General features: G+C 60.5%; 11 protein-coding genes. 8 read left to right on the top strand and 3 right to left on the bottom strand.

The annotated features are described in order from the left end of the window. Position 1 precedes the first annotated feature (1 nt). The 5 genes from CFB10_RS23965 to CFB10_RS03910 are packed head-to-tail and all read left to right on the top strand — an operon-like array spanning position 2 to position 6,370. Positions 2-166 (top strand): hypothetical protein, encoded by a 165-nt coding sequence (locus CFB10_RS23965; protein WP_020012266.1) that lies wholly within the window; start codon positions 2-4, stop codon positions 164-166. 44 nt (positions 167-210) lie between these two features. Next, positions 211-2,295 (top strand): potassium-transporting ATPase subunit KdpB, encoded by a 2,085-nt coding sequence (kdpB, locus tag CFB10_RS03895; RefSeq protein WP_020012265.1) that lies wholly within the window; start codon positions 211-213, stop codon positions 2,293-2,295. Between the two features lie 12 nt (positions 2,296-2,307). Further along, a complete protein-coding gene (kdpC, locus tag CFB10_RS03900; RefSeq protein WP_020012264.1) occupies positions 2,308-2,874 on the top strand; it encodes a potassium-transporting ATPase subunit KdpC in 567 nt (188 codons plus the stop codon). A 55-nt stretch (positions 2,875-2,929) separates the two neighbouring features. Then, positions 2,930-5,632 carry a sensor histidine kinase KdpD gene (locus CFB10_RS03905; protein ID WP_020012263.1) on the top strand — a complete coding sequence of 901 codons (2,703 nt, stop codon included), beginning with the start codon at positions 2,930-2,932 and terminating at the stop codon, positions 5,630-5,632. A gap of 48 nt (positions 5,633-5,680) precedes the next feature. Further along, positions 5,681-6,370 carry a response regulator transcription factor gene (locus CFB10_RS03910; protein WP_020012262.1) on the top strand — a complete coding sequence of 230 codons (690 nt, stop codon included), beginning with the start codon at positions 5,681-5,683 and terminating at the stop codon, positions 6,368-6,370. A 31-nt stretch (positions 6,371-6,401) separates the two neighbouring features. On the opposite strand, the gene CFB10_RS03915 is transcribed toward CFB10_RS03910, so the two are convergent. Further along, the gene (locus CFB10_RS03915) at positions 6,402-7,454 is read right to left on the bottom strand and encodes a low specificity L-threonine aldolase (RefSeq protein WP_020012261.1); all 1,053 of its coding nucleotides are present in this window, start codon (positions 7,452-7,454) and stop codon (positions 6,402-6,404) included. 370 nt (positions 7,455-7,824) lie between these two features. Between CFB10_RS03915 and gltB the strand changes: the two genes are divergently transcribed. From gltB to CFB10_RS03925, 3 genes are read left to right on the top strand one after another with little or no spacing between them, the layout of a single operon-like run. After that, on the top strand, positions 7,825-12,570 hold the full coding sequence (gltB, locus tag CFB10_RS03920; RefSeq protein WP_020012260.1) for a glutamate synthase large subunit: 4,746 nt from the start codon (positions 7,825-7,827) through the stop codon (positions 12,568-12,570). A gap of 9 nt (positions 12,571-12,579) precedes the next feature. After that, complete coding sequence (locus CFB10_RS23970) at positions 12,580-12,738, top strand: hypothetical protein (RefSeq protein ID WP_155844714.1); 159 nt, start codon at positions 12,580-12,582, stop codon at positions 12,736-12,738. A 15-nt stretch (positions 12,739-12,753) separates the two neighbouring features. Then, positions 12,754-14,208 (top strand): glutamate synthase subunit beta, encoded by a 1,455-nt coding sequence (locus CFB10_RS03925; protein WP_020012259.1) that lies wholly within the window; start codon positions 12,754-12,756, stop codon positions 14,206-14,208. 83 nt (positions 14,209-14,291) lie between these two features. Here the strand turns inward: CFB10_RS03925 and CFB10_RS03930 are convergent, their stop codons facing one another. Then, positions 14,292-15,647, bottom strand: a complete 1,356-nt coding sequence (locus CFB10_RS03930; protein ID WP_020012258.1) for a HAMP domain-containing sensor histidine kinase — start codon at positions 15,645-15,647, stop codon at positions 14,292-14,294. Beyond that, on the bottom strand, positions 15,644-16,318 hold the full coding sequence (locus tag CFB10_RS03935; protein WP_020012257.1) for a response regulator transcription factor: 675 nt from the start codon (positions 16,316-16,318) through the stop codon (positions 15,644-15,646). The genes CFB10_RS03930 and CFB10_RS03935 overlap by 4 nt, the downstream gene beginning before the upstream one ends. Positions 16,319-16,568: the final 250 nt, after the last annotated feature.

The raw sequence follows: 16,568 nt of genomic DNA on the forward strand, positions 1-16,568 counted from the left end.
CATGAATGACGAAAAGTCTCGAAGTAACCGCATCGTCTCCGCCCGCAAGGGCGCTCCCGGCAAGGGGAGCGCCACGCCCGGCGGCTGGTGCGCCTCCAATCTCATTCTTGCGATGATGGCGGCTCTGTTCGCCGCCGTCGTCGCTCTCGAAGTTATCACGGGCTGATCGACCCTTATCGGTCGCCCTGTTTCAAACGCTGGAGCCTCTTCATGAGCCAGTCCAAACAAGCGAGCATCCTTGATTCTCGCATTCTCGTGCCGGCCATTGCCGCCGCATTCAAAAAGCTCAACCCGCGCACATTGGCGCGCAACCCGGTCATGTTCGTGGTGGCGACAGTGTCGGTGCTGACGACAGTGCTGTTCATCCGCGATCTCATCACCGGCGGCGCCAATCTCGGCTTTTCCTTCCAGATCAATCTCTGGCTCTGGTTCACCGTGTTGTTCGCCAATTTCGCGGAAGCCGTCGCCGAAGGGCGCGGCAAGGCGCAGGCGGATTCGTTGCGCCGGACCCGCACGGAGACCCAGGCGAAACTGCTGACCGGCGATGACCGCAGCCAGTATAAAATGGTGGCGGGCACCAGCCTGAAGGTGAACGATGTCGTTCTCGTCGAGGCGGGTGATATCATCCCCTCCGACGGTGAGGTCATCGAAGGTGTCGCCTCCGTCAACGAGGCTGCCATCACCGGCGAATCCGCCCCCGTCATCCGCGAATCCGGTGGCGACCGCTCGGCGGTCACCGGCGGCACGCAGGTGCTGTCGGATTGGATCAGGGTCCGTATCACCGCCTCTGCCGGCTCCACCTTTCTCGACCGGATGATTTCGCTCGTCGAAGGTGCTGAACGCCAGAAGACGCCGAACGAGATCGCGCTCAATATCCTGCTGGCCGGCATGACGCTGATCTTCGTTCTGGCCACCGCCACCATTCCGAGTTTCGCGGCCTATGCCGGCGGTTCGATCCCGATCATCGTGCTGGTGGCATTGTTCGTGACGCTCATCCCGACCACCATCGGTGCGCTTCTATCCGCCATCGGCATTGCCGGCATGGACAGGCTGGTGCGTTTCAATGTGCTGGCCATGTCCGGCCGCGCCGTCGAGGCGGCCGGCGATGTGGATACGCTGCTGCTCGACAAGACCGGCACCATCACCCTTGGCAACCGTCAGGCGACCGAGTTTCGTCCCGTTGCCGGCGTTTCCGAGCAGGAACTGGCCGATGCGGCGCAGCTTGCCTCCCTTGCCGACGAAACGCCGGAAGGCCGCTCGATCGTGGTTCTGGCCAAGGAAAAATACGGCATCCGCGCCCGTGACATGCAGAAACTCCATGCGAATTTCGTACCTTTCACCGCCCAGACCCGAATGAGCGGTGTCGATTTCGAAGGTTCCTCCATTCGCAAAGGCGCAGTCGACGCCGTTCTTGCCTATGTTGATGGCGGCGCTCCGCAACAGGGCAATGTGGCGCTTGCCGTCAAAACCGAAACGGACGCCACGCGCGGCATCCGGGCAATTGCGGAAGAGATCGCCAAGACCGGCGGCACGCCGCTCGCTGTCGTGCGCGATGGAAAATTGCTCGGCGTTGTGCAGCTGAAGGACATCGTCAAGGGCGGCATTCGCGAGCGTTTTGCGGAGCTTCGCCGCATGGGCATCCGCACTGTGATGATCACCGGCGACAATCCCATGACGGCTGCGGCAATAGCGGCGGAAGCAGGTGTCGATGATTTCCTCGCCCAGGCGACACCGGAAAACAAGCTGGAGCTTATCCGCGAGGAACAGGCCAAGGGCAAGCTCGTCGCCATGTGCGGCGACGGCACCAATGACGCTCCCGCGCTGGCCCAGGCCGATGTCGGCGTTGCCATGAACACCGGCACGGTGGCGGCCCGCGAGGCCGGCAATATGGTCGATCTCGACAGCGATCCGACCAAACTCATAGAGATCGTCGAAATCGGCAAGCAATTGCTGATGACGCGCGGTGCGCTGACGACGTTCTCCATTGCCAACGACATCGCCAAATATTTCGCCATCATCCCGGCAATGTTCCTGGCGCTCTATCCGCAGCTTGGCGTTCTGAACGTGATGGGGCTTTCGACACCCCAGAGCGCCATCCTGTCAGCCATCATCTTCAACGCGCTCATCATCATCGCGCTGATCCCCCTGTCGCTGAAGGGCGTTAAATATCGTCCGATTGGCGCCGGCGCGCTGCTGTCGCGCAATCTGGTCATCTATGGCCTCGGCGGCATCATCGTTCCCTTCATCGGCATCAAGGCCATTGACCTCGCTATTACGGCGCTCGGTCTCGCCTGAGGAGTAAAGACAATGTTTAAACAGCTTCGCCCCGCACTGGTGCTCATCCTCGCCACCACCGCCATCACCGGCCTTGCCTATCCCTTAGGCATGACAGGTCTCGCACAGGCGATCTTCCCCTTTCAGGCAAATGGCAGCCTGGTCGAAAACGGGGACGCCGTGGTGGGTTCGCAATTGATCGGGCAGGCCTTCACCGGTGAGAAATATTTCCACGGAAGGCCGTCCGCTGCCGGCGATGGTTATAATGCCGCGTCGTCGTCCGGCTCCAATCTCGGGCCGACGAGCGCCAAGCTTATCGACCGGGTGAAACAGGATTACCAGGCCGCAAAAGCCGAAAATCCGGCGGCCGAGGTTCCCGCCGATCTGGTGACGGCTTCGGGCAGTGGCCTTGATCCACATGTTTCGCCGGAAGCCGCCTATTTTCAGGTTCCTCGCGTCGCCAAGGCGAGGGGCATGGATGAGGCGTCCCTGCGTAGCATCGTCGAGCGCCATGTTGAAGGACCGGAACTCGGCTTCATGGGAGAGCCCGTCGTGAATGTGCTGGCGCTCAACATGGCCCTTGACGCAGCCGGCTCATGACCTGAAATGGCTATGGCTTGTTCGCAAGCCATAGCCATGACCATTGGTGGGTTAAATGCCTGACGACAATCGCGATATGCCGAGCCGACCATCGCCCGATGCGCTGCTGGAAAACGCCCGGCGCGAGGCGCGGGGCCGGCTGAAGATTTTTCTTGGTGCAGCGCCCGGCGTCGGCAAGACCTATGAAATGCTGATGTCCGGCCGGGCGAAGCTGGCGGATGGGGTGGATGCCGTCATCGGCGTCGTTGAAACCCATGGCCGCCGGGAAACCGAAACGCTGGTGCAGGGCTTCGAGATCATCCACCGCCGTCGCATCGATTATCGCGGTCAGGTGCTGGAAGAGATGGATATCGATGCCATTCTGGCCCGCCGTCCCGCGCTGGTTCTGGTCGACGAACTGGCTCACACCAATGCCGCCGGCAGCCGCCACCCCAAGCGTTACATGGATGTTCAGGAGATTCTGGCGCAGGGCATCGACGTTTATACGACGCTGAATATCCAGCATGTCGAAAGCCTGAACGACATCGTTGCACAGATCACCCGCATCCGTGTTCGTGAAACGGTGCCTGACAGCATCATCGACCGGGCCGATGATGTCGAAATCATCGATATTACCCCCGACGATCTGATCAAGCGTCTTCAGGATGGCAAGGTTTACCTGCCCCGCACCGCCCGGCGCGCCATCGAAAATTATTTTTCACGCGGCAATCTGACGGCGTTGCGGGAGCTTGCGCTCCGACGCACCGCCCAGCGGGTGGATGAGCAATTGCTCAATCACATGCAGTCCCATGCCATTTCCGGGCCCTGGGCGGCGGGAGACAGGGTTCTGGTCTGTCTCGATCATGGCGGCAACGGTCCTGGGCTGGTGCGTTACGCCCGCCGGCAGGCGGATCGCCTGCGCGCACCGTGGACGGCGCTGCATCTCGACACCCCGCGTTCGCAGCAATTATCTGAGGCGGAAAAAGACCGGCTGGCGGGCACCATGCGGCTCGCGCAGCAGCTTGGCGGCGAGACGGTGACCCTGCCGGCGCTGGACCTGACCCGTGAGATCATTTCCTACGCCAATGCCAATAATTTCACCCACATCATCATCGGCCGCCCGCGAAAATCCTGGTGGCAGCGAATTTTCCAGCGCTCGCTGACGCATGATCTGATCGACCATGCGGGCGATATCAGCGTGCATGTCATTTCCGGTGACAAGAGGGAAGAAAAGCCGGGTCAGGCCGTAAAGCTAGCATCGGCGCGGTCACGCCAGTCCTTCCGGTCCTATCTCAACAGCACCCTGTTTGTCGGGCTGGCGATTGTGGTTGGCATCGTGCTCGATCAGACGCTCGATGTGCAAAACCTCGCGCTTGTATTCCTGATGGCCGTTCTGGCGGCCGCCGTGCGCGGCGGTTTGGGGCCGGCGCTTTATGCTTCGCTGCTTGGCGCGGTCGCCTTCAACTTCTTCTTTCTGGAGCCCCGTTACACGCTGACGGTCAGTTCTCCCGATAGCCTTGTCGCCCTTTTGTTTTATTTCGGCGTGGCGCTCGTCGCCTCCAACCTCACCGTCGCGGTGCAGCGGCAGGCGGCCTCTGCGCGGGCAAGGGCGCGAACGACGGAAGATTTGTATCTGTTTTCCAAGAAGCTTTCGGTGACCGGAACGCTGGACGACGTATTGTGGGCCGCCGCTTTCCAGATGGCCTCGATGCTGAAGGTTCGCATCGTTCTGCTTCTGCCGGAAAACAATACGATAGCGGTCAAGGCGGGATATCCGCCTGATGATACGCTTGTTGATGCCGATATTGCCGCCGCGCAATGGGCCTGGGAACACAACAAGGCTGCCGGCAGGGGCGCAGATACGCTTCCCGGTGCCAAACGTCTTTATCTGCCCTTGCGCACCGGCAGCGGCGCCGTCGGCGTGGTGGGGCTGGACGATGACCGGCTCGGCCCGCTCCTGACGCCGGAGCAGCAGCGGCTGTTTGACGCATTGGCGGATCAGGCGGCACTTGCCATCGAGCGGATTCAACTCGTCTCTGACGTCGATCGGGCAAGGCTTGCTGCGGAAACCGACCGGCTGCGCACCGCGCTGCTGACATCCATTTCCCATGACCTCAAGACGCCGCTTGCGGCCATTCTCGGTTCGGCCGGAACACTGAAGGATTTCGCCGAGGATATCCCGCCGGATGCGCGCGCCGAACTGCTTTCGACGATTGTCGAGGAATCCGAGCGGCTGAACCGTTTCATCTCCAATCTTCTTGATATGACGCGGATTGGTTCGGGCGCAATGGAGCCGAATTATGGTCTGCATTTCGTGGGCGATATGGTCGGAACCGCGCTTTCGCGCGCAGCGAAAATTGTCGTCAGGCATGAGATCGTTCTGGATATTCCATCCGACCTGCCCATGCTGAAGGTCGATCCCGTGCTTTTCGAACAGGTCCTGTTCAATCTCATCGACAATGCCGCCAAATACGCTCCCGAACATACGGCCATCGAGATTCGCGGCTGGCGACAGGGCAAGAATATCTTCCTGTCCGTGGCCGATGCGGGGCCGGGTATTCCACCTGATGATACGGAGCGGGTGTTTGACAGTTTCTACCGGGTGCGCAAGGCGGACCATGTGCAGGCCGGAACGGGTCTCGGGCTGTCCATCTGCAAGGGGTTTATCGAGGCCATGGGCGGGTCGATCCGCGCGGAAAACAGGCCGGGTCGCGCCGGTGCGCAGTTTATCGTCAGTCTGCCGGTTCCCGCCGATGCGCCTGTGATAGATCATGATTAAGGCGCGATTGCCGGCGACAAGCGGCTATGCCGCTGAAGGAGATCGGGAATGACCAATTCCGCCGTTCGTATTCTGATCATCGATGACGAACCGCCGATCCGCAAGCTTTTGCGTGTGGGGCTGTCGACTCAGGGATATGCGGTGAGCGAGGCGATGAATGCGAAGGTCGCCATGGAGCTGGTCAGTGAAGACAAGCCCGATCTCGTTGTTCTCGATCTCGGCCTGCCGGATATGTCGGGGCATGATCTCTTGGCGAAATGGCGCGGCGAAGGGCTGGCGCTGCCGGTTATCATTCTCTCCAGCCGCACGGATGAGGCGGGTATCGTCAAGGCGCTGGAACTGGGGGCCGATGACTACATCACCAAGCCTTTCGGCATGAACGAACTCGTCGCCCGCATCCGCGTCGCCCTGCGCCATCGTCTGCAAAGCCAGGGAGAGAGGCCGGTGTTTCAGACCGGTGACCTCTCCGTCGATCTGGTCAGACGCATCGTCAGGGTGGAGGACCGGGAGGTGAAGCTCTCGCCGAAGGAATATGACATCCTGCGGGTTCTCGTGCAGCATGCCGGCAAGGTTCTGACCCACCGTTTCCTGCTGGAACATGTGTGGGACGAACTGACCGACGTGCAATATTTGCGGGTTTATGTGCGCCAGCTTCGCCAGAAGATCGAAAAAATTCCGGATCAACCGCGTTATATCCTGACGGAAACCGGGGTCGGTTACCGGCTGCAGGAGGTGTGAGGGCGCTCTTATGAGCGCCCTCGGATATTTGTCAGACGGCGGCGCAGATCGACAGGAACTCGTCCACATCGGCCTCGGTTGTCGCGAAGCTGGTGACCATGCGGATCAGCACTTCGTCCTTGCCTACCTTTTCAGGCATGTCGCGCGGCTCCAGCCAGTCATAGAACTTGGCACCTTTTGCCGTGGCGGCTTCGGCGGCGGCCTTTGGCAGGATGGCGAAAACCTCGTTCGCCGTGGTCGGCCATGCAAGGCGGGCGCTGTTTAGCGAAGCGAAACCGGCGCGCAGCCGGTTGGCCATGGCATTGGCATGGCCCGCGAGACCGAGCCACAGGTCGTCCTGCAGATAGGCCTCGAACTGCGCGGCGATGAAGCGTGATTTCGAAAAAAGCTGGGCGGTGCGTTTTCGCAGGAAAGAAAAGTCCCGGGCGAGCGAGGGATCAAAGAAGACGATCGCTTCCGCGCACCAGCAGCCGTTTTTCGTGCCGCCGAAAGACAGGACGTCGACGCCGCGTTTCCACGTCATTTCGGCGGGCGTGGTGCCGAGTGCGGAAAGCGCATTGGCAAAACGCGCGCCGTCCATATGCAGCGGCAGGCCGTTGTCCTTTGCGATTTTGGCGATGGCGTCGATTTCATCGAGCGTATAGACGGTGCCGGCTTCGGTTGCCTGCGTCATGGTGATGGCCGCGGCGCGGCCATGGTGCACGGCGTCCTGCGGATAACGGGCAATGCGCTCGATCAGGTTTTCCGGCAGCATCTTGCCGTTCGGTCCCTCAACGGCGACCATGCGCATGCCGGAAAAGAAATCCGGCGCGCCGCACTCGTCCTCGATCACATGCGCTTCGGAATGACAGAAGGTCAGGCCGCCGGCGCGGGCAATGCTGGCCAGCGAGAGCGAATTGGCCGCCGTGCCGGTCGCGACGAAAAACACCGCGACTTCGCGTTCGAAAATCTCGTTGAAGCGCTTTTCGATCGAGAGATCGAGTTCGCTGGTGCCATAAGCTGCGGCAAAGCGTGTGGATTCCCGCGAAAGCCGTTCGTTGACGGCCGGATGGGCGCCAGCCCAATTGTCTGAAGCAAAAAACATCTCTGAAGGCTTTCCGATAGCTGAGGTTCTGTTCGGGCTGTTCGAAGCGATAACGGGGAAAGTTCTAGGTCGGAACATTGAGATTGGCAAATCCGGTAATGAAAGCAACGGGTCGGCCTGCTTTGCGATAAGAAAGTTTCGCGCAATAGGTCAGTATCGAAACTTCGCTGCGAAATGGGGCTTTCACTAATTGGATTCGCACCCTTGCTAAATCCGCCCGTTTCTGCCAAAATCCTACTGAATTGAGACAGCTTTGCTGTCCTAAATTTGACCAAGCCGGGTTGAATGCGAGTTTTGCGGGAAGCGAAAATTCGTGTCGAGCCGGATCTTCGCATGAAACCATGCAAGTAATTTTGCAGGAGGGACAAAAATGACGAACAAGCCGCAGGCGGACATCGCCGCCGCAACCCTGACCACAGACTGTCCCACCGCGGCTGCGGCCGCACCCGTTTCTGCGAAAGCGCGTTTCGCGGGCGGCCTGCCGGAAAAGCATGGTCTTTACGATCCCTCCAATGAACATGACGCCTGCGGCGTCGGTTTTGTTGCGCATATGAAGGGCGTCAAGTCGCACCAGATCGTCAAGGACGGCTTGTTCATTCTCGAAAACCTGACGCATCGTGGTGCTGTCGGCGCCGATCCCCTGATGGGCGATGGTGCGGGTATTCTCGTGCAGATCCCTGATCGGTTCTTCCGCGAGGAAATGGCCGGACAGGGCGTGACGCTGCCGAAGGCTGGCGAATACGCCGTCGGGCACATTTTCATGCCGCGCGATCCTTCCCGCATCGAGCACTACAAGAAGGTGATCGTTGACGTCATCGGTGAGGAGGAGCAGCAGTTCCTTGGCTTCCGTGATGTGCCTGTCGATAATTCATCGCTCTCCAAGGCGCCGGATATCGCAGCGACCGAACCGCACCATGTTCAGGTCTTCATCGGTGCCGGGCGTGACGCTGCCACCAATGCCGATTTCGAGCGCAAGCTGTTCCTGATCCGCAAGGTTCTGTCCAACCGCATCTATGACGAGGGCGGCGGCAAGGAAACGCAGGATTTCTATCCTGTCTCGCTCTCCTCCTCGACCATCGTCTACAAGGGCATGTTCCTCGCCTATCAGGTTGGCGCCTATTACAAGGATCTTGCCGACCCACGGTTCGAGTCCGCCGTTGCACTCGTGCACCAGCGCTTTTCGACCAATACCTTCCCCTCGTGGAAGCTGGCGCACCCCTACCGCATGGTCGCCCATAACGGTGAAATCAACACGCTGCGCGGCAACGTCAACTGGATGGCGGCGCGTCAGGCCTCTGTTTCCTCCGTGCTGTTCGGCGATGACATCTCCAAGCTGTGGCCGATCTCCTATGAAGGTCAGTCGGACACCGCCTGCTTCGACAACGCGCTCGAATTCCTCGTGCGCGGCGGTTACTCCATGGCGCATGCCGTGATGATGCTGATCCCGGAAGCCTGGTCGGGCAACCTGTCCATGTCGGCTGAACGCAAGGCGTTTTACGAGTATCATGCCGCGCTGATGGAACCGTGGGACGGCCCCGCCGCCGTTGCTTTTACCGATGGCAAGCAGATCGGCGCGACGCTCGACCGTAACGGTCTGCGTCCTGCGCGTTATCTCGTCACTGATGACGACCGCGTCATCATGGCGTCGGAAGCCGGCACGCTGCCGGTGCCGGAAGAGCGCATCATCAAGAAGTGGCGTCTGCAGCCGGGCAAGATGCTGCTGATCGACATGGAAAAGGGCTCGATCATTTCCGACGAGGATGTGAAGCACGAGCTTGCCGCAAAGCATCCTTACCGCACCTGGCTCGACCGCACCCAGCTCATTCTCGAGGATCTGAAGCCTGTGGAGCCGCGCGCGCTGCGTCGCGACGTGTCGCTGCTCGACCGCCAGCAGGCCTTCGGCTACACCAGCGAAGATACCAAGCTCCTGATGTCGCCGATGGCGACGACGGGCCAGGAAGCCATCGGCTCGATGGGTACCGATACACCGATTTCGGCCATGTCGGACAAGTCGAAGCTGCTTTACACCTATTTCAAGCAGAACTTCGCGCAGGTCACCAATCCGCCGATCGATCCGATCCGCGAAGAGTTGGTGATGAGCCTCGTCTCGTTCATCGGCCCGCGCCCGAACCTTCTCGATCACGAAGGTGCGGCCCGCGCCAAGCGTCTGGAAGTTCGCCAGCCGATCCTGACCAATGGCGATCTGGAAAAGATCCGCTCCATCGGCCACACGGAAGACCGTTTCGACACCAAGACGCTCGACTTCACCTACGATGTGGAGCGTGGTGCGGAAGGCATGCCTGACATGCTCGACCGCCTCTGCGAGCGGGCTGAATCCGCCGTTCGCGGCGGCTACAACATCATCGTTCTCTCCGACCGCCAGCTCGGCCCGGACCGCATCGCGATCCCGGCGCTTCTGGCGACTGCCGCCGTGCACCATCACCTGATCCGCAAGGGTCTGCGCACCTCGGTCGGTCTCGTCGTTGAAACCGGTGAACCGCGCGAAATCCACCATTTCTGTCTGCTAGCCGGTTATGGCGCGGAGGCGATCAACCCCTATCTCGCCTTCGATACGCTGCTCGACATGCACAAGCACGGCGCCTTCCCGAAGGAAGTGTCCGACGACGAAGTCGTCTACCGCTACATCAAGGCGGTTGGTAAGGGCATCCTCAAGGTCATGTCCAAGATGGGCATTTCCACCTACCAGTCCTATTGCGGCGCGCAGATTTTCGACGCCATCGGCCTGTCGTCGGAATTCGTCGAGAAGTATTTCTTCGGCACCGCCACCTCCATCGAGGGCGTGGGTCTGACCGAGATCGCCGAAGAAACCGTAACGCGCCACACGGCGGCTTTCGGCAAGGATCCGATCCTTGCCAACACGCTCGATATCGGCGGCGAATATGCCTATCGCATGCGCGGCGAAAGCCACGCCTGGACGCCGGATGCCGTCGCCTCGCTGCAACACGCCGTGCGCGGCAACAGCCAGGATCGCTACCGCGAATTCGCCGGTATGGTGAATGAGACGGCGCTGCGCATGAACACCATCAGAGGTCTGTTCAAGGTCAAGTCTGCGGAAGCGCTCGGCCGCAAGCCGGTCTCCATCGACGACGTCGAACCGGCGGCTGACATCGTCAAGCGCTTCTCGACCGGCGCCATGTCCTTCGGCTCCATCAGCCGCGAGGCGCATACGACGCTTGCGATTGCGATGAACCGCATCGGCGGCAAGTCCAACACCGGCGAAGGCGGCGAAGAATCCGACCGTTACATGCCGCTTCTGAACGGCAAGCCGAACCCAGAGCGTTCCGCCATCAAGCAGATCGCATCCGGCCGTTTCGGTGTGACGACGGAATATCTCGTCAATGCCGATATGTTGCAGATCAAGGTCGCGCAGGGTGCCAAGCCCGGCGAGGGCGGCCAGCTGCCCGGCCACAAGGTGGATGCGACGGTTGCAAAGACCCGTCATTCCACGCCGGGCGTCGGCCTCATTTCGCCGCCGCCACACCACGATATCTACTCCATCGAAGATCTGGCGCAGCTGATCTACGACCTGAAGAACGTCAACCCGGAAGCAGATGTTTCTGTGAAGCTCGTGTCGGAAGTGGGCGTTGGCACAGTTGCGGCGGGTGTCGCCAAGGCGCGCGCCGACCATATCACTATCGCCGGTTTCGATGGCGGCACCGGTGCTTCGCCGCTGACGTCGCTGAAGCATGCCGGTTCGCCCTGGGAAATCGGCCTTGCCGAAACCCAGCAGACGCTGGTGCTGAACGGCCTTCGTTCGCGCATAGCGCTGCAGGTGGATGGTGGTCTGAAGACCGGCCGCGACGTCATCATCGGCGCGCTGCTTGGTGCGGATGAATTCGGCTTTGCCACCGCGCCGCTGATTGCTGCGGGCTGCATCATGATGCGCAAGTGCCATCTGAACACCTGCCCCGTCGGCGTCGCAACGCAGGACCCGGTTCTGCGCAAGCGCTTCAAGGGCACGCCGGAACACGTCATCAACTACTTCTTCTTCGTGGCTGAAGAAGTGCGCGAAATCCTCGCCTCGCTTGGCGTTACCAGGCTGGACGAGATTATCGGCGCTTCCGAACTGCTCGAAAAGGATGAGATGCTGGCGCACTGGAAGGCCAAAGGTCTGGATTTCAGCCGCATCTTCCACAAGGTCGAGGCTCCCAAGGAAGCGACCTTCTGGACAGAGCGTCAGAAGCACCCGATCGACGACATTCTCGATCGCAAGCTGATCGAGAAATCCCTGCCGTCGCTGGAAAACCGCGAACCCGTTGTGTTCGAAGTGCCGATCAAGAACGTCGACCGTTCCGCCGGCGCCATGCTGTCAGGTGCGCTTGCCAAGCGCTGGGGCCATAAGGGTCTGAAGGACGACACGATCCACGTGACGCTGCGCGGCACGGCCGGTCAGTCCTTCGGCGCGTTTCTCGCTCGCGGCATCACCTTCGATCTGGTGGGTGACGGCAACGACTATGTCGGCAAGGGTTTGTCAGGTGGCCGCATCATCGTGCGCCCGCCGGAAAACACCCGTATCGTCGCGGAAAACTCGATCATCGTCGGCAACACCGTTCTCTATGGTGCGATCACCGGCGAGTGCTATTTCCGCGGTGTGGCGGGTGAGCGCTTTGCGGTGCGCAACTCCGGCGCGGTCGCGGTTGTCGAAGGTGTCGGCGACCACGGCTGCGAATATATGACGGGCGGCATCGTGGTCGTTCTCGGCGAAACGGGCCGCAACTTCGCGGCCGGCATGTCCGGCGGCGTGGCTTATGTTCTCGACGAGAAGGGCGACTTCGCTACCCGCTGCAACATGGCCATGGTTGAGCTGGAGCCGGTTCCGGAAGAAGACGACATGCTGGAGAAGCTGCACCATCACGGCGGCGACCTCATGCACAAGGGACGTGTCGACGTTTCCGAGGACATGACGCGCCACGACGAGGAGCGTCTCTACCAGCTCATTTCCAACCACTTCCACTACACGAATTCGTCGCGCGCCAAGGATATACTCGACCGCTGGAGCGAGTTCCGTCCGAAGTTCCGCAAGGTCATGCCGGTCGAATACCGTCGTGCGCTTGAGGAAATGGAGCGCATGCGCATGGGCGTGGCGGCGGAGTAAATCCGCCGCGTGAGGACACTACACCAACTGGTCTCGCTGATGATCGCGGTCGCCGTTCCCACGGCGATCTACTGGACGAGCGGCGAGACCGGATTTGAGTTCATCGTATTGGGGGCGGTTATTGGTTTCGCCTACTGGTACTGGGGCCCGACAGGCGCTCCGCTTTGATGTGAGGACATAAACGTGGGCAAGGTTACAGGTTTTCTGGAGATCGACCGTCAGGTGGGCAAGTATCAGCCCGCATCGGATCGTATCCGCCATTTCCGCGAATTCACTATTCCGATGTCGGATGCCGAGGTACAGAAGCAGGCGGCGCGCTGCATGGACTGCGGCATTCCCTACTGTCACGGCCCGACGGGCTGTCCCGTGCACAACCAGATCCCCGACTGGAACGATCTGGTTTATAACAACAATTGGGAAGAGGCGATCCGCAACCTCCATTCCACCAACAACTTCCCGGAATTCACCGGCCGCGTCTGTCCGGCACCCTGCGAGGAAGCCTGCACGCTGAATCTCGAGGATGCGCCGGTCGCCATCAAGACCGTCGAGCAGGCGATTGCCGACAAGGCTTACGAACTGGGCTTTATCGTGCCGAAGCCGGCGACGATCCACACCGGCAAGAAGGTCGCCATCATCGGCTCCGGCCCGTCCGGCATGGCGGCAGCGCAGCAGCTTGGCCGCGCCGGCCATGAGGTTCACGTCTATGAGCGCGAAACGAAGCCCGGCGGATTGTTGCGTTACGGTATTCCGGATTTCAAGATGGAGAAGAACTTCATCGACCGCCGTGTCGAGCAGATCAAGGGTGAAGGTGTTACCTTCCATTGCGGCGTCAATGTCGGTGTGGATGTGACGGTCGAGGCGCTTCTGGCCGATCACGATGCGGTTCTTTATTGTGGCGGTTCGGAAACCCCGCGCCCGGCCGGTATCGGCGGTGCTGATTTCAACGGCGTTTACGACGCCATGCCTTACCTCGTGCAGCAGAACCGCCGCGTTGGCCGCGAGAACATCGACAGCATCGGCTGGCCGGCCGATCCGATCCTCGCCGGCGGCAAACATGTCGTCGTCGTTGGTGGCGGTGATACGGCCTCTGACTGCGTCGGCACGGCTTTCCGCCAGGGTGCAGTGAAAGTCACGCAGCTCGACATCCGCCCGATGCCGCCGGAAAAGGAAGACAAGCTCGCGGTCTGGCCTTTCTGGGCAACCAAGATGCGCACCTCGTCCTCGCAGGCCGAAGGCGCCGTTCGCGAGTTCCAGGTCGCCACGCTTGAATTCGTTGGCGAAGACGGCGTTCTGACCGGCGTAAAGTGCTGTCAGGTGGATGATCGGCGCAAGCCCATCGCCGGCACGGAATTCATCATCAAGGCCGATCTCGCCTTCATCGCTATTGGTTTCTCCGGTCCTTTCACGGACAGCGTGCTGAAGGAAATGGACGGTAAGCTGTCGCTCAATACCGACCGCCGCGGCTCCACCAACGTGGTTGCCAACGAGACGGATTACAGGACTTCGGTTGACAAGCTGTGGGCGGCGGGTGACGTGCGCCGTGGCCAGTCTCTGGTGGTCTGGGCGATCCGCGAGGGCCGTCAGGCCGCGCGCGCGATCGATGAGGCGCTGATGGGGGCGACCGTTCTTCCGCGCTAAGCAACGAAGATAATGCGAACGGAAAAGGCCTGTTGCGTCTGCAACAGGTCTTTTCTTTTTCTTCGAAAATGCGGGCTCCTTCGTCAGCAATAGGGAAGGGTGATACGGAAGCAGGCGCCACCGGTGGAAGCATCGTTGATGGTAATCTCTCCGCCATGATAACGGACGATTTCCTGCACGAGGTTGAGCCCGAGCCCGGTGCCGCGATCCTTAGGCCGCAGGCGGTGGAAGGCGTCGAAAATCAGCTCCCGTTCCTCTTCGGGAATGCCATTGCCTTCGTCAGCTATCTCGATCACCCGGTTCGCCGCGACCCTTATCGTGATCGTTCCGCGATTGCCGCCATGTTCGATGGCATTCTGCACGATGTTCATCAGGGCGCGCTGCAACGAGGCGTCGTCGGCAAGGGCGAGGATCGGCTCTTCCTCCGGCTCAAAGGAGAGCGCATATCCCTGTGATATGGCGAGCGGAGCCATATCGGCGACGACCGACCTGCAAAGGCCGACAAGATCAAGGGGCACCAGAGGCGCCTTCTGTCCGCCGAGACGCTGTAGATCCAGCAATTGTTCGGCCAGCACGGCAATGCGGCTGGCATCCGCCAAAATTCTGTTTCGGGCCGGGCCGTCCAGCAGCGTTTCAACGCGGGTCTGGAGAATGGCGACGGGGGTCCGCAATTCATGGGCGGCATCGAGAATGAAACGCTTGTGCCGTTCGTAGCCGTCATCCAGCCGTTTCAGCGCGCCGTTGACGGCATGCACGAGCGGCTGCACCTCTCGTGGAATATCGCCATCCGGCAGCCGATATCCACGTCTGTCGATATCTATGGTTTCCGCTGTGCGGGCAATGGCGGAAAGGGCGCGAAATTCCCTGCGGATGAGCCAGGGAATGGCGACAATCGTCACGATGGACATGAGAATGAGGACGGGCATGATCAGTATGTTTGAGAACAGCAGGACGGGGAAAGTCATGCTGAACGGGCCGCCCTTGCCGATCATCACGAATTCTCCCGCTGGCCCGGAGGCGCGACGAACGACGGCGATGCGCACCACGGCAAGATAGGAATAAGAAAGCGCCGCGTCGCGCACGTCCGATATCCTGACGTCGCTAAGCTGTTGATCCATATTGCTGAAGGCCTCAGGCACCTGCCCGCCCTGAACGATATCGCCTTTTTCGCTGACGGCGACAAACCAGAAATCAGAAGTGCCGTTGCGCAGGTTGATGAACTCAGGTGTTTCCTTCAGAACCAGCCGATTATCCTTATCGCGCACGATCGCATTGGCGGTTATCTGGGCCGCCTCGGGGCTGAGCAGCGCGCTGCCCGCACCGCCACTCGACATATAGGTGATGATGGCCGTGGTAACAATGAAAAGGCTGCCGATCTGGAATAGCAGCAATTGAATGGTGAGGCGGCGTTTGAGCGATTTTCTTTTGGCCGGTTTCATAAGGTGGCCCTCAGGAGATAACCGACGCCACGAATGCCGTGGACTTCGAGACCCGCATCTGCGGCCGCCAGTTTGCGGCGCAAGCGGGAAATGTGGGAATCGAGCGCATTGGACTGGATCTCATCGTCGAAATTATAGACGGCTTCCTCGAGCAATGAGCGCAGCACCGTTCTGCCCTGCCGTCGCAACAGAGCTTCGAGGATAAGTAGTTCCCGCCTCGTCAGGGGGAGAAATTCACCCATGATGCGCACTTCGCGGGTTTCGAAGCAGAATTCCAGCCTGCCGAGCTTTGCTGTCATCGTGACCGCCCCCGCCGGCCGGCGCATGAGGGCGCGGATGCGGGCAAGCAATTCCTCGACGGCGAATGGCTTGGCCAGATAATCGTCCGCGCCGAGATTGAGGCCATTGACCCGATCCGCAAGCGAACCCTGCGCCGTCAGCACGATGACGGGCGGGGTGACGGGCAGGAGGCGCAAATCTTCTATCAGCTGGATACCATCGCCATCAGGCAATTGCCGATCAAGCACAACGAGATCGTGAACACCGTCCATGATGGCGTGACGGGCAAGATCGAGCGTGCCGACAGTATCCACGATAATATCGAACCGGTGGAGCGCGGCGGACAGGGCTGCCGCCATTTCGCGTTCGTCTTCAACAAGCAGCAGGCGCATGAATTCATCTCGGCATTGTCCGGTGTACCTTCCGGGAGGAAGGGGTGCGGGCGAAAGGCAAAAAAAGACGGCGGCGCTGACGCTACGGACGAGCGAGGCGTCGCCGTCAAATAAATATCGCCATGCAAAAGGGGGACCGGGGGTGGTGGATGGCCAACCCCGCATTCCTGCAAAGCTGTACCTATCCTGTCATGCGCGTATTGCCTAAACATTACGCCCGCTGCGGGGCGGTCAGGCCGCTGCGAAAGCG

It is taken from the genome of Agrobacterium sp. 719_389 (genome assembly GCF_900188475.1).
GTDB lineage: Bacteria > Pseudomonadota > Alphaproteobacteria > Rhizobiales > Rhizobiaceae > Agrobacterium > Agrobacterium radiobacter.